General features: G+C 37.4%; 23 protein-coding genes and 2 pseudogenes. 8 read left to right on the top strand and 17 right to left on the bottom strand.

Features of this window, described 5'->3' with window-relative positions:
- Positions 1-4 precede the first annotated feature (4 nt).
- From aguA to LMOATCC19117_RS00210, 7 genes are all read right to left on the bottom strand, one after another.
- Positions 5-1099, bottom strand: a complete 1095-nt coding sequence (gene aguA / locus LMOATCC19117_RS00240) for an agmatine deiminase (protein ID WP_003724874.1) — start codon at positions 1097-1099, stop codon at positions 5-7.
- On the bottom strand, positions 1086-2471 hold the full coding sequence (locus LMOATCC19117_RS00235) for an APC family permease (protein WP_003727554.1): 1386 nt from the start codon (positions 2469-2471) through the stop codon (positions 1086-1088). Before LMOATCC19117_RS00235 ends, aguA begins: the two co-directional genes overlap by 14 nt.
- Before the next feature lie 72 nt (positions 2472-2543).
- Positions 2544-3569 (bottom strand): putrescine carbamoyltransferase, encoded by a 1026-nt coding sequence (gene ptcA, locus LMOATCC19117_RS00230; protein ID WP_003724872.1) that lies wholly within the window; start codon positions 3567-3569, stop codon positions 2544-2546.
- A gap of 234 nt (positions 3570-3803) precedes the next feature.
- Positions 3804-4889 (bottom strand): glutamine--fructose-6-phosphate aminotransferase, encoded by a 1086-nt coding sequence (locus LMOATCC19117_RS00225; protein ID WP_003724871.1) that lies wholly within the window; start codon positions 4887-4889, stop codon positions 3804-3806.
- Between the two features lies 1 nt (position 4890).
- Positions 4891-6249 (bottom strand): PTS sugar transporter subunit IIC, encoded by a 1359-nt coding sequence (locus LMOATCC19117_RS00220; RefSeq protein WP_003724870.1) that lies wholly within the window; start codon positions 6247-6249, stop codon positions 4891-4893.
- A 12-nt stretch (positions 6250-6261) separates the two neighbouring features.
- Positions 6262-8664 (bottom strand): glycoside hydrolase family 9 protein, encoded by a 2403-nt coding sequence (locus tag LMOATCC19117_RS00215; RefSeq protein ID WP_003727556.1) that lies wholly within the window; start codon positions 8662-8664, stop codon positions 6262-6264.
- Positions 8661-9626, bottom strand: coding sequence for an ROK family protein (locus tag LMOATCC19117_RS00210; protein ID WP_003734184.1), 966 nt, complete (start codon positions 9624-9626; stop codon positions 8661-8663). Before LMOATCC19117_RS00210 ends, LMOATCC19117_RS00215 begins: the two co-directional genes overlap by 4 nt.
- 201 nt (positions 9627-9827) lie before the next feature.
- Here LMOATCC19117_RS00210 and LMOATCC19117_RS00205 point away from each other — a divergent pair, with 201 nt between their 5' ends.
- Positions 9828-10883 (top strand): LacI family DNA-binding transcriptional regulator, encoded by a 1056-nt coding sequence (locus LMOATCC19117_RS00205; protein WP_003724867.1) that lies wholly within the window; start codon positions 9828-9830, stop codon positions 10881-10883.
- A 16-nt stretch (positions 10884-10899) separates the two neighbouring features.
- Positions 10900-11709, top strand: coding sequence for a Cof-type HAD-IIB family hydrolase (locus LMOATCC19117_RS00200; protein WP_003724866.1), 810 nt, complete (start codon positions 10900-10902; stop codon positions 11707-11709).
- Between the two features lie 36 nt (positions 11710-11745).
- Here LMOATCC19117_RS00200 and LMOATCC19117_RS00195 read toward each other — a convergent pair whose 3' ends face one another.
- Positions 11746-12084, bottom strand: a complete 339-nt coding sequence (locus tag LMOATCC19117_RS00195) for a DUF4064 domain-containing protein (protein ID WP_003721652.1) — start codon at positions 12082-12084, stop codon at positions 11746-11748.
- A gap of 265 nt (positions 12085-12349) precedes the next feature.
- On the opposite strand from LMOATCC19117_RS00195, the gene LMOATCC19117_RS00190 reads away from it, so the two are divergent.
- The 6 genes and pseudogenes from LMOATCC19117_RS00190 (at position 12350) to LMOATCC19117_RS00165 (ending at position 16271) form a co-directional block, all read left to right on the top strand.
- Entirely contained in the window at positions 12350-12754 is a 405-nt protein-coding gene (locus tag LMOATCC19117_RS00190; RefSeq protein ID WP_003734185.1) for a DUF2712 domain-containing protein, read from the top strand.
- A 70-nt stretch (positions 12755-12824) separates the two neighbouring features.
- Positions 12825-13589, top strand: coding sequence for a hypothetical protein (locus LMOATCC19117_RS00185; protein ID WP_003724864.1), 765 nt, complete (start codon positions 12825-12827; stop codon positions 13587-13589).
- Positions 13576-14289 (top strand): annotated as a pseudogene (locus tag LMOATCC19117_RS00180) (WxPxxD family membrane protein). The gene LMOATCC19117_RS00185 and the pseudogene LMOATCC19117_RS00180 overlap by 14 nt, the downstream one beginning before the upstream one ends.
- Before the next feature lies 1 nt (position 14290).
- Positions 14291-15013, top strand: a pseudogene (locus LMOATCC19117_RS00175) (DUF2705 family protein).
- Between the two features lie 15 nt (positions 15014-15028).
- Positions 15029-15658 (top strand): ABC transporter ATP-binding protein, encoded by a 630-nt coding sequence (locus tag LMOATCC19117_RS00170; protein ID WP_003727559.1) that lies wholly within the window; start codon positions 15029-15031, stop codon positions 15656-15658.
- Complete coding sequence (locus tag LMOATCC19117_RS00165; RefSeq protein ID WP_003725644.1) at positions 15651-16271, top strand: hypothetical protein; 621 nt, start codon at positions 15651-15653, stop codon at positions 16269-16271. The genes LMOATCC19117_RS00170 and LMOATCC19117_RS00165 overlap by 8 nt, the downstream gene beginning before the upstream one ends.
- A 148-nt stretch (positions 16272-16419) precedes the next feature.
- Here the strand turns inward: LMOATCC19117_RS00165 and LMOATCC19117_RS00160 are convergent, their stop codons facing one another.
- The 9 genes from LMOATCC19117_RS00160 to LMOATCC19117_RS00120 form a co-directional block, all read right to left on the bottom strand.
- Positions 16420-17295 carry a S66 family peptidase gene (locus LMOATCC19117_RS00160; protein WP_003727560.1) on the bottom strand — a complete coding sequence of 292 codons (876 nt, stop codon included), beginning with the start codon at positions 17293-17295 and terminating at the stop codon, positions 16420-16422.
- A gap of 81 nt (positions 17296-17376) precedes the next feature.
- Positions 17377-19281, bottom strand: a complete 1905-nt coding sequence (locus tag LMOATCC19117_RS00155; protein WP_003721643.1) for a beta-glucoside-specific PTS transporter subunit IIABC — start codon at positions 19279-19281, stop codon at positions 17377-17379.
- Positions 19282-19485: 204 nt separating this feature from the next.
- Positions 19486-20127 (bottom strand): copper homeostasis protein CutC, encoded by a 642-nt coding sequence (locus LMOATCC19117_RS00150; protein ID WP_003727561.1) that lies wholly within the window; start codon positions 20125-20127, stop codon positions 19486-19488.
- A gap of 54 nt (positions 20128-20181) precedes the next feature.
- A complete protein-coding gene (locus LMOATCC19117_RS00145) occupies positions 20182-20886 on the bottom strand; it encodes an SIS domain-containing protein (protein ID WP_003725641.1) in 705 nt (234 codons plus the stop codon).
- A gap of 27 nt (positions 20887-20913) precedes the next feature.
- Complete coding sequence (locus tag LMOATCC19117_RS00140; protein WP_003728733.1) at positions 20914-21741, bottom strand: PTS system mannose/fructose/sorbose family transporter subunit IID; 828 nt, start codon at positions 21739-21741, stop codon at positions 20914-20916.
- Positions 21716-22519, bottom strand: a complete 804-nt coding sequence (locus tag LMOATCC19117_RS00135) for a PTS mannose/fructose/sorbose/N-acetylgalactosamine transporter subunit IIC (protein WP_003725640.1) — start codon at positions 22517-22519, stop codon at positions 21716-21718. The genes LMOATCC19117_RS00140 and LMOATCC19117_RS00135 overlap by 26 nt, the downstream gene beginning before the upstream one ends.
- A 22-nt stretch (positions 22520-22541) precedes the next feature.
- A complete protein-coding gene (locus LMOATCC19117_RS00130; RefSeq protein ID WP_003725639.1) occupies positions 22542-23030 on the bottom strand; it encodes a PTS system mannose/fructose/N-acetylgalactosamine-transporter subunit IIB in 489 nt (162 codons plus the stop codon).
- Complete coding sequence (locus tag LMOATCC19117_RS00125) at positions 23030-23431, bottom strand: PTS sugar transporter subunit IIA (RefSeq protein WP_003727563.1); 402 nt, start codon at positions 23429-23431, stop codon at positions 23030-23032. The genes LMOATCC19117_RS00130 and LMOATCC19117_RS00125 overlap by 1 nt, the downstream gene beginning before the upstream one ends.
- A gap of 15 nt (positions 23432-23446) precedes the next feature.
- Positions 23447-24187, bottom strand: coding sequence for a GntR family transcriptional regulator (locus LMOATCC19117_RS00120; RefSeq protein ID WP_003725637.1), 741 nt, complete (start codon positions 24185-24187; stop codon positions 23447-23449).
- Between the last annotated feature and the right edge of the window lie 56 nt (positions 24188-24243).

Genomic DNA, 24243 nt, shown 5'->3' with positions numbered 1-24243 from the left:
CTCCTTATCCTCTTGGCACCTGTTGAGTAATACAGTGAATATTTCCGCCACCAAGTAAAATTTCTCTTGCTTTCACACCAACCACTTCACAGTTTGGATAAAGTTGACGTAATTTTTCGCGGGCAAGTTCATCATTTGGATCCCCAAATAGCGGGAAAACCACTCCACCATTCGCTGTGTAGTAATTAATATAGCTTGCTGCCAGTCGGTCGCCTTCTTCCCGTGGTAGCGTTCCTTCCACAGCATCTACACCTTTACTTTCTTCATCGGTAATTAAAATTGGTTTTGGTACATTTATTTTATGCACTTCTAATTTGCGCCCTTTTGCATCGGTTTCATTCGATAAAATATCAAAGCATTCTTTAGAAATTTCATACTGCGGATCAGTTTCATCATCTGTCCACGCGAGCGCTACTACACCTGGGCGTACATAATTGAAAATATTATCTACATGACCATTCGTTTCATCTAAATAAATTCCTCGTTTTAACCAAATAATTTTTTCTAAATTTAAATACTCTTTTAAAACCATTTCGATTTGCTGTTTTGAAAGTTGTGGATTGCGACCTTCTGATAATAAGCATTCTTCTGTCGTTACAAGCGTGCCTTCACCATCGACATGAATGGAACCTCCTTCTAACACAAAATCAGCTAAGCGATAACGATCTTTTCGCTCTAATTCGCATATTTTTTGAGCGACTTGATCATCTTTATCCCACGGGAAGTACAAACCATCGACCAATCCACCCCAAGAGTTAAATGACCAATCCACACCACGTACGTCACCAGAATCATTGACCACAAAAGTTGGTCCAGAATCGCGCACCCAAGCATCGTCGTTATCCATTTCCACTACGCGAATTTCATCAGGCAACATATATCTCGCATTTACATATTGACTTGAACTTGCAACAACTGTAACTGGTTCAAAACGGGAAATCGCTGTCGCCACATCAACAAAAGCTTTTTGCGCAGGTTTGGCTCCTAAGCGCCAATTATCTGGTCGTTCTGGCCAAATAATATAGCAACCAGCGTGTTTTTCAAATTCCCCAGGCATTCTAAATCCATCTTTTTTAGAAGAACTATCAATCGTTCTCATTTCCTATCTCTCCTTTGTCTTTTCTTTTCCCAGCAAGCCAAATACATATTTCACCAACAATCACCGCTACAACGGTTCCAATTAAGATTGGGATTTTTTCATTTAATTCTGCACTTGAACCATTTAATGGTACTGCAGAGAAAATCAAAGTAATAATGAGTAAAATCATTGGTACGAAAGTCATTAAGTAAAGCAAGATTTTGCCACCTGGCACTTTAAATGGACGTTCTCGGTCCGGATCCACCTTACGTAATTTCAAAAATGCTGGAAACATTAGGATATATGAACCTAGTAAAGCAACTACATTTAATGCAAAGAATGCCCAGAAAATATTTTCATTTGGAATAAGTGGTGCCGCAACGATTAATACAGAAGCTACAATCCCATTTAAAATACTAGTACCCGTTGGCATATCATTTTTCGGATTTGTTTTTCCAAAAACAGCTGGTAAATCTTTGTTTTTCGCTGCATACATTGCTACATAATTCACGCCTAGTGCCCAAGAGACTAAATTTGCTACTAATGTATACATAAACATAATCCCAATAATAATAACAAATGGGTTAACTCCGCCAATCAGCATAATAAAGCTATCAATAAGACCACCGGATGTTGAAAGTTCAGAAGTCGGAATTGCTGCCCCCATTCCGAAAGCTGCTAGTAAATAGAAGAATGCAATCAAAACCCCACCATAAATGATTGCTTGAGGAATTTGTTTTTTAGGATTTTCCATGTCACTCGCAAGCGTTGTTACCACTTCAAAACCTAAGAAATTAAATAAAATGACTGAAATAAATGACAAACTCTCTAAATCAAAAGTTGGAAGTAATGCTTTTCCAGAGAAATCATTCGCCAATCCCTTCGTCATCGCAAAATAAATTCCAAGTACACCAAGGCAAAGCATAATTGCCACTTTACAGAAAGCTGCGATATTAAGAATCCATTTGCTATCACTCACTGGATAACAACTAATAATAACAACAATCCACACAAAAATGAGCTGAATCAAAATCGAAACCGGCGTCCCAAATGAAACCGGGAAAATTTGCGTAATAACTTCTACAAACAATACCGCTAAACTCGCCATCCAAATCGGATAATTAATCCAGTATAACCAAGCGACACGCGCACCCCATTTTCGGCCAAATGCCCGTTTTACCCAATCATAGATTCCGCCTTCATCATCATAGGTTGTCCCAAGTTCTGCCGAAACAAGTCCATATGGTAAGAAAAATAAAATAAGTAACGCAATCCACCAGAAAAATTGAGATGATCCTATCGCCGCTGCTGGCGCGGCAGATTCCACAACTAAAACGACACATACAGCCATAAGAACCGCATCAAATAATCTGAATTTCTTCTTTTTTTCCAAAATGCCCACTCCTCTTTTTAAGTGGGGGGAAGAAAACGGCCAGCGCTCTCTTCTCCTCCTTATTTTGGTATCTTATAAGCCAGCGCCATTTCTAAGTAATAACTCTAGTTCTGCATCATATTTTTCCGCAACTGCAAAACCCGCTTCTCTCACATACGGATTCATAAAGTATACAAGCAGTGCTCTCATCGCTGTTAAACGATTTTCAGCTTCGTCAATAACAACTGAGTATGGAGCATCAAGCACTTCGTCCGTAACCTCTTCCCCACGAGTTGCGGGTAAACAGTGCATAAACTTCACATGTGGAGCCGCTTTACTGATCAATTCTTTATTCACTTGATATTTAGGATAAAAAGTTTTCATTCGCTCTTCTTCGGAAAGTTCCGCTTCGTATAGGCCATACCAAACATCTGTATAAATGAAATCTGCGTCTTTTAACGCAATGTCCACATCTTCTGTAATTAAATAGCTCCCGCCAGATACTTTGCAATTTTCTTCAGCGATTTTCAAATGTTCTTCACGTAATTGAAATCCTTTTGGTCCAAATTGAACGAAATCCATTCCAAGTTTTGTTGCCATAAACATTGTAGATGCACATACTTGAGTAGCATCTCCTACAAAGACAATTTTGCAGTCTTCAATCTTTTTTCCTTTTGGAAGGTGTTCGAACATAGTAATTGCATCACCTAATTCTTGTGTAGGATGGTTGTAATCACTCATCCCATTAATAACCGGAATAGCAGCTGTGTTTGCAAGTTCTACTACCGTTTGATGACGTTCAACACGCGCCATCAAAATATCTACAAGCCTAGAAAGAACTTTGGCTGTATCGCCTACTGATTCATGTCCGCCGAGCTGAATTTGTCCAGGAGCTAAATATTGCGCATGACCACCAAGCTGTGTCATTGCTGTTTCAAAAGATACACGAGTTCTTGTTGATGATTGTTCAAAAATCATCCCAAGCGTCTTATGTTTTAAAAGTTGTGGGTAATGACCGTTTTTAATAGATTCTTTCATTTTGCGACCGATTTCTATCATAAATAGTATTTCTTCTTTAGAAAAATCTTTAGTGTCGATAAAATCTCTTTTTTTGTTCATTTCTATCACCTCAACCATTTATTTTCTAAACCTTTTCTGGGGCATACTCGAGTATTTCCTTGCCACATGCTCATCATAGTACAAAAGAGATTGTTTTTGAATACGTTTTCTTTTTTTAAGAACAGACGGAATCACCCTGTAACTCGTTACATTCTGCGTAACATGTGACCCAAATACAAAAAGAAGACTGGAAAAACCCTCCTTATAAGGATTTTTCCAGTCTATTAGCCTCTCTTATGCATAGTCACCTGGTTTTGTTTTACTCTTCATCGCTACGCCAAAGTCTGTGTAGATACGTTCTGTTAATTTATTGCCTTTCAACTCCGCAATATGATGCGCTAAAATTTGGAAAGGAAGAATCATTAGGAAAGGCGCTTGGTATTCATCTAAATCTGTTGGTATAACTAGCGTTCGGTCATCTTCACCTTTACCAAATTTAACTGTATACGTAAACGGGGTGTATTTAGATTCATAATCCCGTAACAATACTAATCGCTCGGTAACTGCACTCGCCGTCTCCAAGAAGAAGATTCTATGTTGTGGATTTACTTCTAAATACGGCCCATGCATAAACGCTTCTAAATCAAGACCTTGTGATGGCACGCGGACAGTTTCTGAGAATTTTGTTTCAAATTCTTTGCATGTTCCAACAGTAGGACCATATCCAATTGCTGTGAATTTCGGTGCAGTAGCGAATTCCTCTTGCCATCTTTCATAAAATGCTTCTGTTTCGGCAATTGTTGCTGGAATTGCATCGATTGCTCGGCTAAATGCACTGATTTCATTATTGAACCTAGTTTCATCAATTTGTACTGTTTTGTATGCAAAATGAAGTCCTGTCAGCATTAATGTTAGAACTGTTGCTGTAAAACCTTTTGTTACGTAGCCAACTCGTTCTTTTCCGGAGCCAATATCAAGCGTAATATCCGCAAATTCAGCAATTTCACTCGTTACATCACTAGTTAGAGCGACTACTGGAACGGAAGCTTCTTTTTTCACTCGTTCTAGCGCAGAAATGGTCGACGTGCTTTGACCGCTTTGCGAAATCCCGATAACCAAATCTAGATGGCTTGATAATTTTTCATAATATAAATGGTTGAAGGGTTCTTCAATCGTAATGCGGACATCGGCTAGATTTTCAATGTAATATTTGGCGCTTTGAGCTGCATTTAAGCTTGATCCAGTTGCTAAAATTAACCATTCTTTTGCGCCATTTTTTACGAGTGATTCTAGTTTTTCTGCATTTGTTTGGAAATCTGCTAAAATTACTCGACACATTTCCTCTTCTTCATTAATATACGTCATCATTGTTGGTTTCATTTTAAACTTCTCCATTCGTTACTGTTTCTGCTTCTACTTTCCCAGCAGCTTTTTGTTCTAAAACATACGCGCGGTTTGCTACGAGTACAAATGGTAGGTAAATCAGCGTTCCAACGATAATAATTGCGATTTGAAGGATGGACGCGCGAATGTCTCCGCCTGTCGCAAGGTAACCCGAAAGCACTGGTGGCGTCACCCACGGAATCAAAATATAAGTTTGGCTAATCCAGCCCCATGAAGTTGCGAAGTATGCCATTGCAGTCGAAGCTAGAGGTGCAATAACTAATGGAATACCATAAATCGGGTTGAATACAACTGGCAGTCCGAACATTAGTGGTTCGCTGACGTTGAAAATACTCGGAATTAAGCCGAATTTTGTGACCATGCGGTGATCCGGTCGTTTAGAAGCAATGAAAATCGCGATAACTAAACAGATGATGGTTCCGCCGCCACCCATGTATACAAAAGCATCTAAAAACGGTTGTGTAACGATGTTCGGTAAAGCTGTCCCTGCATTCACTGCATCAATATTTTGTTGTAAAGAAGTTAAAAGAACTGGTCCAGAAATCGCGCCTAATACGAATGCGCCGTGAATACCAAAGACCCATAAGAATCCCGCTAAAAATACATAAAGTAGAATACCTGGTAACGTTTGGAACCCGCCAACTAATGGAATTTGTAGTACTTTTACGATAATTTCTGGAATACTCATTGATACAAAACTAACTACAAGCACTTCAATAATTGCTAAAATACTTAGAACTAAGAATGATGGAATTAAAATGTTAAATGATTTTGCAATTGCCGGTGGAACACTTTCAGGCATAGAGATTTTTAATTTTTTACTTTTCGAGAATTTCGCAAGCATGGTAACACTGACTAAAGCAGCGATGATTGCAAGGAACATTCCTGTCGAACTTGTCATTTCTTGGGTTAAAACGCCGCCAGCCTCAAAAGCTTTACCGTCAACCGACATTAAATGTGAAGATGCCGGTATTAAAACAACATAAGCAGCTACAGCGATAACCCCTTCCGTACGCCCTTCCATTCCGTATGATTTAGCTAAAAAGTTACCAATTAAGAATGCTGCTAAAATCGCCATAATACCGAGTGTCGCGTTATAGACTTGAATACCTACACCCAAATAATTTTCTACATTTGGAATGAATTTAAGCAGACCATTTTCTGGTTGAAGTAACACGTTATTTACAAGCAAGAAAAATGCGGCAATAATCGTAATCGGAATCATCGCTGCAAAGCCATCACGAATTGCCATGATATGCTTTTGCGATGAAATTTTTTGGGCAAAAATTGATAATCCTTCAATAAATCGGCTAGATAAACTTCTCTCTGAACTCATTTTTTTGTCCTCCTATGACTTTCCTGTTATTTTGTTTAAATCTGCTACAATTGACATCCATTTGCCGGCATTACCGACCCAAACTTCCTTATAAGTTGCATTATTAAACTCCGGCCAGTATGGTTCATCTTCATTTCTAAAAGTTTCCATTCCGACTGGTATTTCTCCTGTGATTTCGCCATTTAGTACACTGTATTGCTGTGCGTAGCGATAACCTTCGCCATGCATCATTGATTGTCCAAACGGGTTCATTCCAATTACCCACTGTAACTGACCTTCCGCAATATCTAAAAGCGACTTATCTTTCAAAATTTTTCCAGCAATCGATGCGGCTTTTCCTGCCGAAAGTAAAATAGCGTTATTTCCTCTAAACGAGAACCAAATTGGGAATTTTCGCAACGCTATCTCGTCGTTTATTTGGATACCTTGCTCGAATTGTAATTGGTATTCTTCTATCGCCCGTTCATCTATGAGTAAATGTTGTAAGTGGAAACTTGCTTCGTCTAAATACTCATCTTTTTTATAAAGTCCTGCTGGAATAAGCGGATATGGTTTAGTGAAACGTGTTACTTTTTTCAAATAGTCGCCGTACATTTCGACCGCTTGTAACCAAGTTTGTTTTTCAGCGTTACTCGGTTGCGTTTCAAGCGCCGCCTCAAGTGCCAGTAAATAAAGATGTTCGCGTGCTTGATGATTAAAATGCTGAATGACCTTGTGCGTTTTATCGCGGTAGAAAAATCCTTTGTAAAGTTCGCTAGTTTCGCTGTCTCTAATTCCAGCTTTTTCTTGCGCTTCTAGCATCAAATCTAACCATTCGGCCGCTTTTTCTGCATATATTTCTTTGTTTGTTAGTTGATAAACCATCGAAGCTGCCCAAGAAGCAGTCGCATAATATAGACTTTCTGAGGTTTGATACGTATGCTCCCAGAAAATCGGCTTTTGGCTCGTTCCGTGTTTTTCCAGTTCCTTTATCGCAAAAAGCAAATCCTCTTCCGCGATTCTCAGCAAATGATTCTGCATAGTAGCATTATCCGCAATTTGGCTGCCAATATACGCTTCAATCCCGGCACAATAAAAGTTCTCATAAGCTTGGTTATGAACGCGCGCAATTGCATCATCCATCCCACCAACAAGCCCATCCGTCCATCTCGTCATACCTGCGCTAGTCGCTCTAAAACCGTCTCCGAAGCGCGTTTTCAAAATAAAATCTAGTCCCCACTCGCCTTCTTCTAAAAGGCGCATCCGCAACATTTCCTCTTTTTCAGGTAAACTCGAAGCCATTTCATATAAAGCCATCGTTACTTCCGCCGTTTGAATAAGCTGCTGCGAAACATCGCCCGCATCGTGCCATCCACCATTAAATGACAACTGTTTCCCATCGTGTTCAGCGATAATATCTGCGTGACAAGTCGTATGTTTCCCAAAAACCGGGCAACCGCATCGTTCGCAGAAAATAAAGTTAAGCGATTTCCAGATAGAAGATTCCCAGATCACTTCGGAAGTCCCAATTTGAAAAATTTCCGTTTGCATATCCGCAAATTTTAAATAGTATTCACCCACAGTTTGTAAATCAGAAAAATCAAGAATAATGAAATCGCCAGTTTCTGTTGCGTTTTGGTAACTTTTTCCAGTAAAAACAACTTTGTCTGTTTCTTTGTCGTGAATTGTAAAGGAAGTCGCTACAAACTTGTTGGCGCAAAACGCTACTTTGGGCATGCCCTTAGAGTAACCGTTATGCGAATAAACTAGCGTATTATCTTGCGGAATCCAACCCTTGGAGATTTCCGGCTCACTGATTTGTTCTAATTTAATTTCATTAATGAATAATTCCATCGTTCCAGCAGTCAATCGCTCTGGGCCATTCAAGTAATAACTAAAACTCATTTCGGTCATTCGGTCACGCGGCAAACCTTCAATTTCAAAAATGACATCATTCCATTCATGGTTGATTAAATTCACACCGTGAACACCTTCTCGCCCATATATATCAGGCACTTTCACGCTCCCGTCGTTTTTAAAACTAATCATTAAATAGGGATTTGTTACTCCAGGAAAATCAGGGAAAACTTGGATTCGCACACGATTAAAGCCGCTCCAGTCCTCATTTTCAATCGGGGCCGATATGGTAACGTTACCAAAATTAGTATAATCACCGTCATCCGGAGCACCAGCGGGCCAATGCGGCATAACCACAGGCGAAGAAAGCTTGATTTCATCTTGGTCAGAAATAGTAAAATCTCCTGCTCCTTGATGTGCAAACTCTAAAGAAACATGTTGTTTAGAGCTAAATAAAGTCCTACTTGATAAAACTTGTTTCTTTTTCGCTAAAGTTTCTAACGCATGCTTGGTTTCAATAGGGAGTGGTCGATGAATAATACCAGTTTGCGCAATTTGTCGTTTCATACTTGGCTTCATTCTTTTCCTCCTTCATTTCCTAGTCTCATTCCAATAACGGCTGCACCAATTAAGCCAACCTTATCCTTCTCAAGCTTAGAGCGGACAACACCTTTTGTAACAAAACGAATTGTATTGCTTTGAAGATTACCTAGTATCTTTTGGAAAAAATGCTCATTTTGCGTCACGCCTCCGCCAAGAATTACGCATTCAGGGTCGGTTGTACGGACTAAATTCATAATCAAATTAGCTAGCTGAAACGTTGCATTATCAATAATTTCCTCTGCAAGCTCATCTTTTTGCTCCGCTGCATGAAGAACCATTTTTCCAGTTAGTTCTGTTTCGGCTTCAGCAAGTATGGATGTCGGGTAGTTATTTAAACGTCTCAGTGCCTCTTCTTTAATCCCAAGACCGGAAGCAAGTCGTTCCACACAACCACGTCTACCGCAACCACAGAGTACATCACTATGAATATCTACTACAGCATGACCGATTTCACCCGCGTTAAAGTGCCCGCCTTGTATAATTCGTCCATCCACCACAAACCCAGCAGCAAGACCAGTACCAACATTTAAATAAATAAAATCGTTTGTTTCTTGTCCCCAACCAAATTGCTTTTCGGCCATTGTGGCACAAACAACATCATTGCCCAGACTTACAGGTAATCCTGTTTTTGCTTCTAAAATGTCTGCGAGCGGGGTTGGATTGCTTTTTCCAGGTTCAATCTCTAACCAAACACCTGACTTGTGATTCACACGACCAACTAATCCTACACCAATACCCGTTTGTTTTGGTGCTATAAAACCAATATTTTGCGTGTAATCATCTAAAACCTTTAACAATGTTTCGGTAGCTTTGGTCTGATTCTCCGTATTACTTGGGTAACTCTTGGAATTTAGCACCTCACCATCTTTTGTTACTTCGCCAATTAAAATTTTAGTGCCACCTAGATCAATTCCGATGACAGATTCTTGTATGTCCAACTATTCCACCTCATTTTTGGTAACGTTACCAAATTAAAACGTTTGTTGATAGCGCTTTCTACCATAGAATAACCGGATATTTTTAATATGTCAACCCTTTTTATTATATTTTTGATAACGTTACCAAATTTCACTTGTTATTTCCCCCTAAGTACGCTACACTTAAAATAGTTAAAAATGCTTACGAGGTGAACATTTCGAATGAAAAAAATAACCATACAAGAAATAGCTAAACTTAGCGGTGTCTCCGTTTCAACTGTTTCGCGGGTTCTTAATAACAGTCCTTCTGTGTCAGCTGCGAAACGCAAAAAAATCCAAGCAATCATTGATGAACATAATTACACACCTAGCGTGTTTGCTCGTGGGATGGTCAATAAGCAGACGAAGAATATAGGCGTTATTTTACCAGATATTTCCAATCCCTATTTCATTTCACTTATAACGCAAATTCAAAAATTCGCGCTAGATTATATGTTTTCGACGATTTTGTTCAATACAATGCTTGCGGAGCCAAATAATAAGAATAATCAACATCCCCTAACGGAAGAAGATTACTTGAAAATCATTTTAGAAAAGCAAGTGGATGGTTTACTTATTTTAGGTGGAGAAATCGATAAAGAAATCGTTCCAAAAGAGTATATAACTGCTCTAAATCAGTTAAATAATGAAATTCCAGTTGTTGTTATCGGGTCGAAAATTCCTGAGCTCAACTGTTTATTTATTGAACGTAATTTAAAAAAAGGGGTAACAACCTTAGTTAGTCATCTAACTGCACTTGGACACAAAAATATTGGTTTTATTGGCGGAGAATCTGGTGTAAAAATCACCACCTACCGTCTAGAATCTTTTAAAGAAGCAATGACTAGCTATCAACATCCGGTAAATGACGACTGGGTGGTTCTGTCTGATTATTATACGGCTGATGGCTACGCAGCAATGACTCAACTTTTAGAAAATAGCGCTACTTTGCCGACAGCACTTGTAGCTATCAATGACAATGTGGCTATCGGGGCAATTCGAGCGATTAATGATGCCAAACTTTCTTGCCCTGAAGACATCGCTATTGTCAGCTGCGATCAATTTATGAATGGCGATTACCAAACTCCGCGTTTAACTTCCATGGATCAACACAATGAATATCTTGGTAAAATGGCTATTTTACAACTAATTAGCGCAATTAACGGTCAAGTCGAGCCAATGATTATCAACCATAATCCAGAACTAATTATCCGCGAATCTTGCGGCTCTAAGCTATAACGAAAGGAAGGTCCACTTGGAAAAATACTTAATTTGTTCTGATTTAGACGGGACATTACTACTTAAAAACCAAACTATCTCACCAAAAACACTAAATTTATTGCAACAACTAATAGAAGAAGGTCATCATTTTGCCGTTTCTACCGGTCGAATGTATAATTCCGCAACAGACTTCGCCAACCTCGTTCATCCAAAAGCAGATGTCATTGCTTCAAACGGCGGTGTAGTTGCAGTATCAGGCGAAATTATCCTACAAGAAAAAATGAAACAATCTGCGTTACTCGAGACATTTTTATTGTGCCAAAATCATGATTTACCTGTGTTTTTCTTTTCAACAGATACTGTTTACTACACTAAAAATCCCCCATATTATTTTACGGATGAAGAAGATAAAGGCCGCGTAAATGCTACAAAACTCGTTCCTATCAAAACAAAAGAAAGCTTCCTTGAGCATGCGGACCAGTTCATTAATGGGATTGTAATCGAGGAAGAAGATTTCGACAAACTCGCAGCCCTTCGAAGTGAGCTAGAAAAACTATCCGATGTTTCTATCCTTTCTTCCCATGCCAATAATATCGAGATCTTACCAAAAGATATGGATAAAAAATACGCCGTGAAAAATCTCGCTGCACATTTAAATATCAAGCCAGAAAATGTAATTACTTTTGGTGATGGTGAAAATGATATTGGGATGCTTGAAGTTGCTGGCGCAGGGGTTGCGATGGAAAATGCAAGTGAACTAGTGAAAAAAAGTGCTGATTTTGTTACTACTGCAAATGATGCCGATGGAATTTACTACTTTTTGAAAAAATATCTTAATCGTTAATAAAAAAAGCTGCCCACGCGGACAGCTTTTTTTCATTTATTCTTCTACGGAAGCAGCTTCTTCATAGTTAATTAATGCAATTAATCCGCCAACAGCAAGTAGTACGATTGGCAGTAAGAACATAATCGAAATTGACATTGTACAGCCAATTGCAGCTGCCACCATCATTGCCCCACCAAGACGCGGCTTATGCGAAACAATAAACGATCCCGCAAGTCCCACTCCAGAAAGCACAAGTGAACCAATCGTTAACATATAGAAGAAAAATGACTCCTCTTCTAATGCCTGTGAAATATCAGGAATAACTAGAACCATCAAACTAAATCCAATACCCAGTGCCGCCCCTAAAAAGCCAAGTAATCCTTCAACTTTCATGATAAAAACTCCTTTTTTATACGCATTTTCTTTTATGTTATCATTTTAACAAAAAATTGAATAGTTATCAGCTTGGACAAATGATTTTTCGTAAATTACTTCTAAATAAGCAGACGATTATGCAAACAATTTATCGTTTTCTGTAAATTCAAAAAACAAATTGACCAGCTCTTTATATTGTGATACGCTTAACAAGTGGCGTTATTCTAATAGAATAGAAGATGATTATCATAAAAATTTCGCATCAAAAAACATTAGACTAATTATGGCACTGGTTATTGGAGTATTGGTTTTTGCACCTGTTTTTCATTCAAAAGCCGCTGATAATAACATTGGTTTCGATTTTAAACTCAAACCAAATTGCGCTAACTCAGGGTCAAGCTCAAGGTATAGAGAGACTTCTTCTGTAAATAACCCTTGGAAAGTTCGCCTCGATAACTCAACAGAAGGAAAGGGTACAATTGCTTCTTTTTGGCTAGGTACATATAATAAAAACAAGAATGCTGTACAAGGCTCAACAATAATGAATGTTAAACAAGGTGCAAAAACACGTTATTGCGGCGCTTATAAAGTAGCTAATAAAAATACAACCTATTTAGCTGCTGAAAATAATAATTATAATTCCAAAACATACTATGTCGATGGTATTTGGGATGAGGAAACTTGGTAATTATTCTAACCAGGAAAGGGATGTATTTAACTCCCTTTCCTTTTTAAAATAACGAAACGGAGTACATAAAATGAAAAATCAGTTTACCTACTTAATTAACAATAAAACTACTCAAGGGATGTTCATTTTAATCTTATTTATACCTTGTATTGAAATCGTTCAATTATACATAATGTTAAAGCCAGATGCAGTTAATATTCATCCTGCTTTTGCATTTTTTCTTGCAGGTTCAAGCCGAGGTCATATCACTCAAATATTATTACTTTGGTTCTTACCTGTTTTAAGTCTGTTACTCGGAGCAGACTCGCCCATTCAGGAATATCAGACAGGAGTTCGTAATATTATTATTAATAAAATAGGGAAAAAAGCTTATATTCTTCAAAAATTAGCTGTAAGTTTTATTCTTTGTTTTATCACCATGCTTACAACTTTATTATTAAATTTTATTTTAGTTTCTATTGTATTCTTAGGTGGCACTTATAAAATGGGGTTAAATGGATTAGGATCGCTTAATACTCTATTTGATTTTAGCATTCAAAACCCCTACTTAGCAGATTTTGGTTTTGGATTTATGGCTTGCTTAATGGCCGGAATGGCTGGACTTATCGCCACTAGCTCCAGTCTGTTCTTTTTGAATAAAAAATTTGCGTATCCAGCTGCATTTTTTATTTGGTTTCTGATGATACTTCCAAACAATTCAATTATGTTTATTTTCCAACCTTTTACAGAATATGGCTTTGAAATAATTTTGCCTATTTTTCTAGTTTTCAGTTTAATAGTTTTGATAATTGTTGGTGTCCTTTACTTATATGAGGTGAAATATGTTAAAGAGTAGATATTTTCTTCTAATTTTTTCCATGTTCCTCTTTTTTTCTGTTTTTTGGTTCACACAAAACATGGAGTACCTAAGTTTCCCTAAAAACAGAGAACTTGTTCTCATTATGAATGGTAGTTTGTATGGGTATATCTCAATCAAATCCCTTTGCTTGATGCTTGTTTTCCCGTATCTTATCTTTTTACTACTATTTTCATAAAAAGAACAAATTGTTGCTTTAGCTAGAGAAAAAAACCGTTTACGATTCTATCATAAAATATTGAAAGATACAGTTATTGCAACAGTACTATTTGTAGGTTTATATCTTAGCGTAAATTTGCTATATTCTTTCATTTTTCTAAGTAATAAATTGCTCACTGCTACTCATTTTTATAGTGGAATTTTTTTTTACTTCTTGCTACTTGTTCTCTTTTATTTAGCTATTGGTTTTCTTTTCAGAATTATATATGACTTAACTACTTCAACTGGCCAAGCGCTTATCTTTGGAGCTTTCGTGATATGCATTGTTTATCTTATTGATTGGATAATTTTAGAAGGTATATACTGGACACCTCTTCACAATTTAAATTTCTTTGATCTTTGGTTACAAAATGGTTCTATTAGTTCTGATATACCGTTCATTCTAATTCCAAACGCCGCGGTAGCATTTATCCTATACTTGATTAGTTCTAATACCTTTATAAAAAAGGATTTTTACTAGTATGAAGAATAATAAACTTATCATTTTAGTAGTTATTTGTTTGTTTCTACAAGCAATATTATTCATGGCCTTTGACTTCCCGTTCAAAACATTACCAATACTAGATGGATTTCCAGTAGGATTAGCCACACCGGTAGTAACCAGATTATTGCTTTACTGGTATCTCCCGATTATTGCTTTTAGTTTCTATATTTCAGGTAATTTAAAAGATTTATTGTCTAGTTATGGTTTTTTACAAATTTCTCGAAACTATAAAAAAGAATATTGGCTAATGAAGCAATTTTTAAAACTGTTAATAAAAGTTATTCTTTTTACCAGTTTACAACTCGCTTTAATTTTTATATTCACGCCCTATTCTATATATTTCTACTGCTCCTTTTTTATACTTAATACTTGGATATTCCATTATGCTATTTACTATTTTTAGTTTGCAATACCTTTTAGAGCTATTTATAGATGCGCAAAAAGCTTTATTACTTATAAATGGATATGTAATTATTTCTATTCTTATGGCAGATTTAATCTATCAAAACACAACAGTTACTTGGCCTTATTATTTATTACTTCCTAATTATGGTTGGGCTTTAGAACTGGATTAATTCCGTTTACTAATACATCTACTTTACTAATCTCAGTACCTACCAGTTTAATTATTTTGCTAGTAGTTTTACTTTGCGTGTTTATAGTCGCTATTAAAAAATTTAAAACAACAGACATTTTATGATAACGGAGGATTTTTATGATTAAAATTGTTAATTTGCAAAAAAAAATCAAGAGGACGGAAGTGCTTACTAATATTAATTATTCTTTTGAGCCTGGGAAAATCTACGGAGTTTTCGGAAAAAATGGATCTGGAAAAACAATGTTACTTAGATCGCTTGCTGGCTTAATCATACCAACAAGTGGCAAGATATTCATTGATAATAAAGAACTTCATCATGATATTTCTTTTCCGCCAAGTATGGGCATTATTATCGAAAATATGGAATTACTTCCCCAATTTGATGCGCGGACAAATTTAAAAATATTATCTAAAATTAAAAATATTGCAAGCGATGAAGATATTGATAATGCCATTGATAGAGTAGGATTATCTCCACATATTGATAAAAAAGTTAAAAAATATTCGCTTGGAATGAAGCAAAGACTTAATATTGCACAGGCCGTTTTTGAAAAACCCGCTGTCATCTTGCTTGATGAACCCACAAATGCGATAGATGATCAAGGTATTGAACTAATTAACCAATTACTTTTAGAAGAAAAGAAACGCGGAGCCACTATTATTATTGCAAGTCATCATAAAGAAGACATAGAACCACTTTGTGATATGAGTATCCGAATGGACCAAGGGAAAATTATCCATGACTAAGACCAAATTCGTTATTTTCATAGCACTGACAGTCATTACACTGCTTCTATTCCTCGTTCCTAAAGGTATTCAATATCTCAAAAGCCAAAATCCTGAGCTATTGAATACAGCTGAAAGCATTAAACTTCAAGCTGGTGAATACACTGTTGGAAAAGATATAAAAGTTGGAATATATGATATGCAAGTAACAAAGGGTTCGCTATCTTACTATAGTACAAGGCTTTCTAAAGGCGATGAAATAATTGGTATTAATTTACTAGATGCTAATAAACTGTATTTTGAAGGAAGCGGTGAAGTCGAGCTTACACCGGCAGAATTTAATCCCATTAAACCTTCTGCCAATATTTTTACAATCCAACACTCCGGGTCTTACGAAGTTGGTAAACAAATTCCAGCTGGGAAGTACAGCCTGACTTATACCATTGACAAAAGTAGTAAGAAAAAACCTTTTATTCAAATATTACCATCTTATACTGATGACGCTCGTATTGAAATACAATTTGAAACCAAACCGGCATATAATATTAATTTAAAAACAGGAGAAATCTTGACTGTTAGTAAAACAATATCAGAAGAACTTGATACTATGACCGTCTTACTTAAAAAGAACTAAAAAAAGACCGACAATCAAGTCGGTCCAAAAAGGGAGTTTAGGATTTTAAGGAATTCTACAATTAGCAAAAAGGGAGTAAAACTAATTGTATTCCTTGCTTACAAGTTCTATATTAAAGGTTAATTATGAATATTTCGCAATAAAATTATTAAAAATTTGTTAATGTTTCACGTGAAACATTAACTTTTGTGCCAATTAAACATGGTTTTGCTTCGCTGCTATGACCGATTTCCTTAGTTCGAAAAACAGGCAACTTATATTTTAATCCAATCTGTTGATATAAGATTCCTATTCTGTCGTATTCCCCGTTCTTCTCAGCCTCAGTGTGTTCCCCAACAACTATTCCTAAGCATTTCGAAAACACACCTAACTGTTCTAATTGCGCTACATAAGAAGCAATTTTCGCCTCTTTTCCACCTAAACTTTCTAACAAAATTATTTTATTCGAGACGTCAGGCATAAATTCTGTTCCTGCTAGTTTTAAAAAACAGCGGATATTTCCACCAACGATCTCACCCAGGCTCCATTCAAACTCATTAAGGGATTTCCCATTTATCGCAATTTGATTCTCGAAAAATGTTTTTTGGAATTGGACTCGTTGTATCTCGCTAGCTTCACCTACTAAATTTCGCAGTAAATAATTAAAGCCAGGCTGCTTCGTCTTCGCAAAAATTGCATTTAATATTACGGTTAAGTCGCTATAGCCGATAAAAGGTTTTGCTGCTTTTTTTATAATGTTAAAATTAAGATGTGGTAATACTTGATTAGCCGCATCCCCGCCTGAAATGTCAAAAATCATTTTTACATCCATATTTTGATATAGTTTCATTAATTCGGCTGCTCGTTCCTCAGGAGTACCACTAAAAGGCGAATCATCTATTTGAAAAATAGTTTTCGCAAAAACCACCTGAAGTCCAAATTCCTTTTCTAAGACTTGTTTAAGGCGCTTCAAATCCTTCTCGTCTTCTTTTTTTCGACCATCAGAACAACAAATTATCCCTATCAAATCGCCCTTTGCTAACATCCGCTCACCGCCTATTTTTCCCTCAGTATAACATAAAAACAGCTTGAGCAGATTTACGCCCAAGCTGTTTATTAATGAATTTTAGATTACTAATGTGATTAAACGTTCTTCTAGTTTCGCTTCTTTTGCATCTGTAATCATTACGTCTAAATATTGATTGGAGTTTGTTACTACTACTGGAGTTGTAACGTCATATCCAGCAGCTTTGATGCCTTCAATATCAAATTCAGTTAGTAATTGACCTTTTTCGATTACGTCGCCTTGTTTCACGTGTGCTGTGAAGAATTTACCTTCAAGTTGAACGGTGTCCATACCGATGTGGATTAAAACTTCTGCACCGTCTTTAGTTGTAATACCGATTGCATGACCAGTTGGGAAGATAGTTGTTACTGTTCCTGCTGCTGGAGCTACTACACGTCCAACAGTTGGGATGATTGCAACACCTTTTCCAAGTGCACCGGATGAAAATGCTTCGTCTTTTACGTCTGCTAAAGTTACGATTTCGCCAACTACTGGAGCTGGAATTGTTTCACGTTCGATTAAAGTTTCGCCTTCTACTGTGTTAGATTGTTCTACTACTACATCAGCTGGATCTTTGAAACCTACTACATAAGTTAAGATGAAACCAAGGATGAAGCTGATAACGATTGCGATAACTACCCACCAGAATTCGCCTGAAATACCGCTACCTGGTTTGAAGAAGTTAGGAAGACCGAAGATTCCAAGTCCACCCATGATATATGTTTGAGACCCTGCAAAACCAATGATTCCGCCACCAATACCACCAGCGATACAGCTCATGATGAATGGTTTTTTCAGTGGTAAAGTAACACCGTAAATCGCTGGTTCAGTTACACCAAAGATACCGGAAATAAATGCTGGGATACTAAGAGATTTGATTTTTTTGTTTCTAGATTTAAAGAATACTGCTAATACTGCACCGATTTGAGCAAAAGATGCACCAAATGTCATTGCTAAAATTGGATCATGTCCAAGAACAGTTAAGTTGTTGATTGCCACTGGTACAAGACCCCAGTGAAGTCCAAAGATAACAAATACTTGCCAGAAACCACCTAAAATTAGACCCGCGATAATTGGACTTAAGTTATAAACCCAAATTGTTCCTGCTCCTAATAATTGACCAGCCCATGTAGCAATTGGGCCAATTACGATGAAAGTGATTGGAACTACGATTAATAATGTACAGAATGGAACTACGAAAGTTTTAATTACATCTGGAATGATTTTCTTGAAGCCTTTTTCTACTTTGGAACCAAAATATGTTGCTACGATAATCGGAATAACAGAAGATGCATAAGACATCAAGATAACTGGAATTCCTAAGAATGTTACGTGAATTGGAGATTCAAAAATTGTTCCTGCGAAAAGTGTATAAAGTGGGTCACCTGCTGTAATACCTGCAAGTGTTGGATAAACTAAGGCACCACCTATAGCCATCCCGATAAATATGTTTCCGCCGAATTTTTTCATTGCTGTGTAACCTAGGAAGATTGGGAAGAAGTAGAATAAACAATCCCCAATTGCATAAAGTAGTTGGTACGTACCTGAAGTAACTGTAATCCAACCAAATGCTACAAACATGGCAGTGAAACCTTTAATCATACCTGTTGCGGCTAATACACCTAGAACTGGTGTAAATACGCCAGAAATCATATCGATGAAGCGGTTGAAGATATTACCTGTTGCTGGTGCACTACTTCCTTCGTCACCTTCAGCTGAAATCCCGCCAACTTCTAATACTGCTTTAAATACATCTGGTACGTGGTTACCGATAACTACTTGGTATTGACCACCACTTTTAATGACAGAGATTACGCCATCAAGCTTTTCAATTTCTTTTGTGTTCGCAATATTCTCATCTTTCAGTTTAAACCGAAGTCTGGTAATACAATGGAAAACACTGTTGATATTTTCTTTACCGCCGACATTTTTCAAGATGTCTTTTGCTAATTGTTCATATTTCATTTTGACGACTTCCTTCCTCTTTTTGGTTTTTTGGGCAAAAAGAAAAACCTAAGCTCATTCGAGGACTCCACGCATACACGTGTCCTACAAATCAGCTTAGGTTTTGCCCAATGAATTGGTAACAATCCTTTGTGATGAGATAAATATATCATATAAAGAAAACGGTTGCAAGCTTTTTTTAAAAATAAATTTATTTGGGGAGTTTTAGCGCTCCCCAAACAAGTCAGTGCCATGTATTTCAGCTGCTCCTGTTTCTTTTGTAATCCATTCCATATTGTGCGATTTAATTCCTCCACCTGGTAAAATAATGATTCGACCTGCTGCGTAATCAATATATTTTCGCCATTGAATAAAAGTTTCTTCGGGAAGTTTAGCGCCGTCACCACCATGCGTGAGAATTCTTGTAACGTCTTGCTCAGCTAACCAGTCAATTGCCGGCAATTTTTCCGAGTCTACTAACTCATCAAACGCCATATGAAAAGTGACTTCCAGACCTGCTGTGGCTTTCAATAATTCAATTATGGCTGGTTTATCTAGCAATCCAGAATCCGTAATACAGCCAAAAACCACGCCATCAACCGCTATTTTCTTATACATCAAAATGTCATCAATCATAACTGAAATTTCTTCTTTTGTATAAACAAAATTGCCTTTTCGGGGACGGACCATTGCCATTACACTTACATTTTGTTCATGACAAATTTTCACCACATGTTTCGCAATCCCGTAACTTACAGAAGTTCCGCCCTCCGCTAGATTATCACAAAGCTCCACTCGATTAGCTCCAGCTTCAATAACGTTCACCAGATTAGTTGTATTTTCAATACAGGCTTCTTTTAAAATCATTTTCTATCCTCCAAAAAAGCGCGAAAATAATGTTCATTTTCGCGCTCGTTTTTATTAGAAGTGGAAAATACGATCAGCGAATTTGTCTTCAATCGCAAAATTGTATTCATAGCCACCATCAATATTTGCACTACGATAAACTGGTGGTGTATAGCCTTTTTCAAGCATAAGTTCTACTGCTTCATAGATTGTTTGTTGGAGAAGCAGAACGGCTGAGAATGAAGAGGTTCCGCAAACTTTTCCTTCTAATCCATCTAATTCAAGTGCCGCATCCCCTTGGACTGAACGATTGTCTAAAATAACATCCGCAAACTCGTACAACAATTTTCCAGAAGAGTGTCTTGAAGCTGCTGTTTGCGAGGCATCAAGTGCTGTTACAACAATTAATTTACAGCCCTGTGATTTAATCCATTCCGCAAGCTCAATTCCCATTGGATTGCGTCCTGAATTAGATATAAGGAAGAATATATCATTCGGTTTCGCTTGTAATCTATGAGTAAGCAAGGAACCAACACCCTCAATCGATTCATAATAACCGCCAGCTGGGTCCATAATAACTTTTGATGGAATTAGTCCTCCTGCTCTCCCACATACTTCAATAGCTGCCGCATATGAGTGCCCACTACCAAATGCTTGAATAATTCCGTCGTTCATGATGCTGTCTGCCACCAGTTTTGCTGCTTGATGAATACTTTCCGCCTGTGTTTTTTCTAGTTCCTCCGTTAATTCACGCGCTTTGTCAAAAAATGTTAAACCCATTTTGTCTATTCCTCCAATTTTTATATTTTAACCTAGAATTTTTAGGTTGAATAAAATAATCGCAATAACCATTACTAATAAAATAGCCTTCGTAGATGTCATTTTTTTGTGGCCTAAAAGTGCATAGATTAGCGCCACGAGTAAAACTGGAACGAGTGATGGCATGATTTGATCGAGCATGTCTTGCATTTTGAGCTCTACTTTTCCTGATTTATAAACGAATGGGACAGTTGCTTTGATTACGGTTGGTATTAATGCCCCGACGACCGTGACCCCGAGCAGAATCGCTGCATCGGTTAACGCGTTAAGCCTGTCCGCAAATTCCGTCACTAGTTTTGCACCTTGCTTATATCCTAGAGGAAGTAAGGTGAATCTTGCTCCCACAACCAAAATATTAACTAATACCCAGATAACCACACCTGTCACATTACCTTGAAGTCCCATATATGCGGCAATTGATCCAAAAATCGTCGGTAAAATAACCCCGAAAATCGTATCACCAACACCAGCAAATGGTCCCATCAAACCCGTTTTCAAACCAGTTACGACTTCTTTTGACGCTTTCTTTTCGCGCTCTTCAATCGCCATATCCATTCCTAAGATCAAACCACCAACCATAGGATTCGTATTGAAAAATTGGTTATGCATATTCATCATATCTTTTAAATCATCGTCTGTTTTATAAAGTTTCCGAAGCGTTGGCAAAATACTATAAAGATAACCAGTCGACATCATTCGCTCATAGTTCCAACATATTTGGCTGGCAAACAACCAACGAAAGTTTGCTGCTATTAAATCGCGTCTCTTGAGTACTTTTTCAAAATCCTGCTCAGTCTTCGTATTCGCCATCTTCATTCTCCTCCCCAACTAGCGCTGCGCCATTTGCTCCGGCAGCCACTGGATTTTTGAAATTTTGTTTAAAGTAAATGATTGCCAAAGCCACGCCAATTAGTGCCACGCCTAGCATCGGTACTTTTAGATAAGCTGCTGCTACAAATCCGATAATTAAATAAGCGACGAATTTGTTTGTTGGTAAGTAACGAAGGAGAATCGCAATACCAACTACCGGAAGAATTCCACCAGCTACACGAAGGCCGCCCATTAGCCACTCTGGAATTTCATTTAGAATAAAATCAACCACGCTTTGTCCGAAAGTCAACATGATAAATACGGGAACCGCGCGTGATAAAGCCCATGGTAGCGCCCCATACCAAATGTTCCTTTTAACCGCCGAAATGTTGCCCGAAGCAATATTAGAATCAATGCGGTGCAAGAAAAATGTATTCGTAAATCTTGCTAAAATGTCTAATTGAACCATTAAAAGTCCCACTGGAATTGCAAGTCCAATCGCAAATTCCGCATCCTGACCTGATAAAACGGCAAATACTGTGCCGACGATTGCTCCCGTTGTAAAGTCAGGAATCGACGCTCCGCCGTATGTACCAACACCTAGAACCATCAGCTGTAAAGTTGCCCCAATCGCAAGTCCGAGCACCATGTCACCCATAATGATTCCAGCAAGCGTTCCTGTTATTACAGGGAAATTAAGTCCTATTACTAAAGTTAAAGCATCAAGAATGGTACAAGCTGCGAGTATAACTAACAATATAATCTGCCAAACTGCTAAATCCATTGTAGTTCTCCCTTCTTATCACTTATTTTTTTAATAAACTTGCAAATTCAACCGCATCTTCACTCGGAACCATTTGGGCAGTGATTTTAATGCCTTTTTGAGACAAGTAATCGAAATCTTCCAAATTTTCATCCGTCACGCTAACTGATTTTTTGATTTGTCGGCTCCCTGCTTTAGTCGACATATTTCCAACATTGATTTGGGGAAGTTCTACCCCCGCATCTACTAAACCGCGAAGAGCATGAGGTGATTTTACGATTAAGAAAACTTGCTGCCCTGCGTATTTATCATTATTGATATTATTTGCTGCACCTTTTACGGTCAGAATGCTTAGTTTGACACCAGCCGGTACTGCGGTTTTTAAGGCAACTTTTTCCATTTCATTTTTTACAACCGCATCGTCAACAATCATGATTCGCGTTGCTTTTATAGTATTGGTCCACATTGTTGCTACTTGCCCGTGAATTAGTCTCTCATCTACGCGTACGTGTTTAATTCCGTTGCTTCCCATCAGTCCTCTTCCTCCCCATCATCACTTACTATCGTATAACTCGCTTTTTGCTCTACAAATTGAATATTTTCTTTTGCTCCAAGCATCGCCTCCTCTAAACTTTCTCCAAGGCTAAGTGGAATGAGTAATCCTAGCGACAAACCTGATACAACTTTAACTTCTGGATGTTTTGTACTAAACATTTGAGCCGCATTACATGGAGTTCCACCAACAATATCAACTATGATAGCGGTTTCATTTACAGGTGAATAAACGGCCGTGTAGGCGTCTAATACATCCGTCACCCCCATTTCTTCGGTAAAAGTAATTGCTGAGATATTAGTTGTTTGGCCAGTAATCATCTGACAGCTATTTTTCACTTCCTGTGCGTACCGGCCATGTGCTGCGATAATAAAATTCAAGTAATTAACTCCCTTCTATTGTTTTTTCTTTTCAATTTCAATAGAGTAAAAATTATGCCGCAAGTAGCTTTCAATATATTCATAGGGTTGCCCCTCTGGCACATAGGTTATTCTTTCAATGTGATAAAGCGGTAATTCGGAGTCAATTTCGAGTAATTTAAAATTATTTTTGTCTTTTACTGGAAATTCGACTTCAATTCGCTCCTTCATCGCTTCGTGCAGAATATTAATACCATAAAGCTCTTTAATTACTTCAGATAAAGAATTAAATCTTTCGAAATTGGTTAAATCTACGTTGATCAAATTGGATTTTGCCATATAGTTATTTTGTACGGTCCAAGGCACATCATCAATAAGGCGGATTCGTTGAAAATGAACAATCATATTTTCAGGGGGAATCTGCAATTTTTTAGCAATTCGTGCATCCTGAATTTCATTTATTGCAACTACTTTTGTATGTTCGTTAGTAATTTTTGTTTTACGATTGAATCTTCCGTTCGGCACTGTCGTATATTCATTAAAAATAACTTCTTCGTTAATAATAGACTTACTCACGTATGTGCCTTTTCCTTGATAACGAGCTAAAATCCCAGCTCGTACTAATTCATGTAATGCTCGAACAACTGTCGTATTACTAACATTGTATTTCTTTTTCAGTTCATCTTCCGAATAAATTTTTTCCCCTGGCTTAAAAGTTCCGTCACTAATTAATCGCTTGATATCATTGATAATAATAGCGTACTTTGGTTCCGCCATAACAAATTCCCCCTAAAGCATCCCGCGCGTTAACACGTTAAGTTTTAGGTTAATGG

This window comes from Listeria monocytogenes ATCC 19117 (assembly GCF_000307025.1).
GTDB lineage: Bacteria > Bacillota > Bacilli > Lactobacillales > Listeriaceae > Listeria > Listeria monocytogenes_B.
This window is presented reverse-complemented; position numbering and strand designations above follow the sequence as displayed.

What these genes read in the sequence shown, in the direction of transcription:
- aguA (WP_003724874.1), bottom strand. Translation starts at nt 1,099, where the DNA reads ATGAGAACGATTGATAGTTCTTCTAAAAAAGATGGATTTAGAATGCCT.
- ptcA (WP_003724872.1), bottom strand. Translation starts at nt 3,569, where the DNA reads ATGAACAAAAAAAGAGATTTTATCGACACTAAAGATTTTTCTAAAGAA.
- LMOATCC19117_RS00225 (WP_003724871.1), bottom strand. Translation starts at nt 4,889, where the DNA reads ATGAAACCAACAATGATGACGTATATTAATGAAGAAGAGGAAATGTGT.
- LMOATCC19117_RS00220 (WP_003724870.1), bottom strand. Translation starts at nt 6,249, where the DNA reads ATGAGTTCAGAGAGAAGTTTATCTAGCCGATTTATTGAAGGATTATCA.
- LMOATCC19117_RS00215 (WP_003727556.1), bottom strand. Translation starts at nt 8,664, where the DNA reads ATGAAGCCAAGTATGAAACGACAAATTGCGCAAACTGGTATTATTCAT.
- LMOATCC19117_RS00205 (WP_003724867.1), top strand. Translation starts at nt 9,828, where the DNA reads ATGAAAAAAATAACCATACAAGAAATAGCTAAACTTAGCGGTGTCTCC.
- LMOATCC19117_RS00195 (WP_003721652.1), bottom strand. Translation starts at nt 12,084, where the DNA reads ATGAAAGTTGAAGGATTACTTGGCTTTTTAGGGGCGGCACTGGGTATT.
- LMOATCC19117_RS00190 (WP_003734185.1), top strand. Translation starts at nt 12,350, where the DNA reads ATGGCACTGGTTATTGGAGTATTGGTTTTTGCACCTGTTTTTCATTCA.
- LMOATCC19117_RS00185 (WP_003724864.1), top strand. Translation starts at nt 12,825, where the DNA reads ATGAAAAATCAGTTTACCTACTTAATTAACAATAAAACTACTCAAGGG.
- LMOATCC19117_RS00170 (WP_003727559.1), top strand. Translation starts at nt 15,029, where the DNA reads ATGATTAAAATTGTTAATTTGCAAAAAAAAATCAAGAGGACGGAAGTG.
- LMOATCC19117_RS00165 (WP_003725644.1), top strand. Translation starts at nt 15,651, where the DNA reads ATGACTAAGACCAAATTCGTTATTTTCATAGCACTGACAGTCATTACA.
- LMOATCC19117_RS00160 (WP_003727560.1), bottom strand. Translation starts at nt 17,295, where the DNA reads ATGTTAGCAAAGGGCGATTTGATAGGGATAATTTGTTGTTCTGATGGT.
- LMOATCC19117_RS00155 (WP_003721643.1), bottom strand. Translation starts at nt 19,281, where the DNA reads ATGAAATATGAACAATTAGCAAAAGACATCTTGAAAAATGTCGGCGGT.
- LMOATCC19117_RS00150 (WP_003727561.1), bottom strand. Translation starts at nt 20,127, where the DNA reads ATGATTTTAAAAGAAGCCTGTATTGAAAATACAACTAATCTGGTGAAC.
- LMOATCC19117_RS00145 (WP_003725641.1), bottom strand. Translation starts at nt 20,886, where the DNA reads ATGGGTTTAACATTTTTTGACAAAGCGCGTGAATTAACGGAGGAACTA.
- LMOATCC19117_RS00140 (WP_003728733.1), bottom strand. Translation starts at nt 21,741, where the DNA reads ATGAAGATGGCGAATACGAAGACTGAGCAGGATTTTGAAAAAGTACTC.
- LMOATCC19117_RS00135 (WP_003725640.1), bottom strand. Translation starts at nt 22,519, where the DNA reads ATGGATTTAGCAGTTTGGCAGATTATATTGTTAGTTATACTCGCAGCT.
- LMOATCC19117_RS00130 (WP_003725639.1), bottom strand. Translation starts at nt 23,030, where the DNA reads ATGGGAAGCAACGGAATTAAACACGTACGCGTAGATGAGAGACTAATT.
- LMOATCC19117_RS00120 (WP_003725637.1), bottom strand. Translation starts at nt 24,187, where the DNA reads ATGGCGGAACCAAAGTACGCTATTATTATCAATGATATCAAGCGATTA.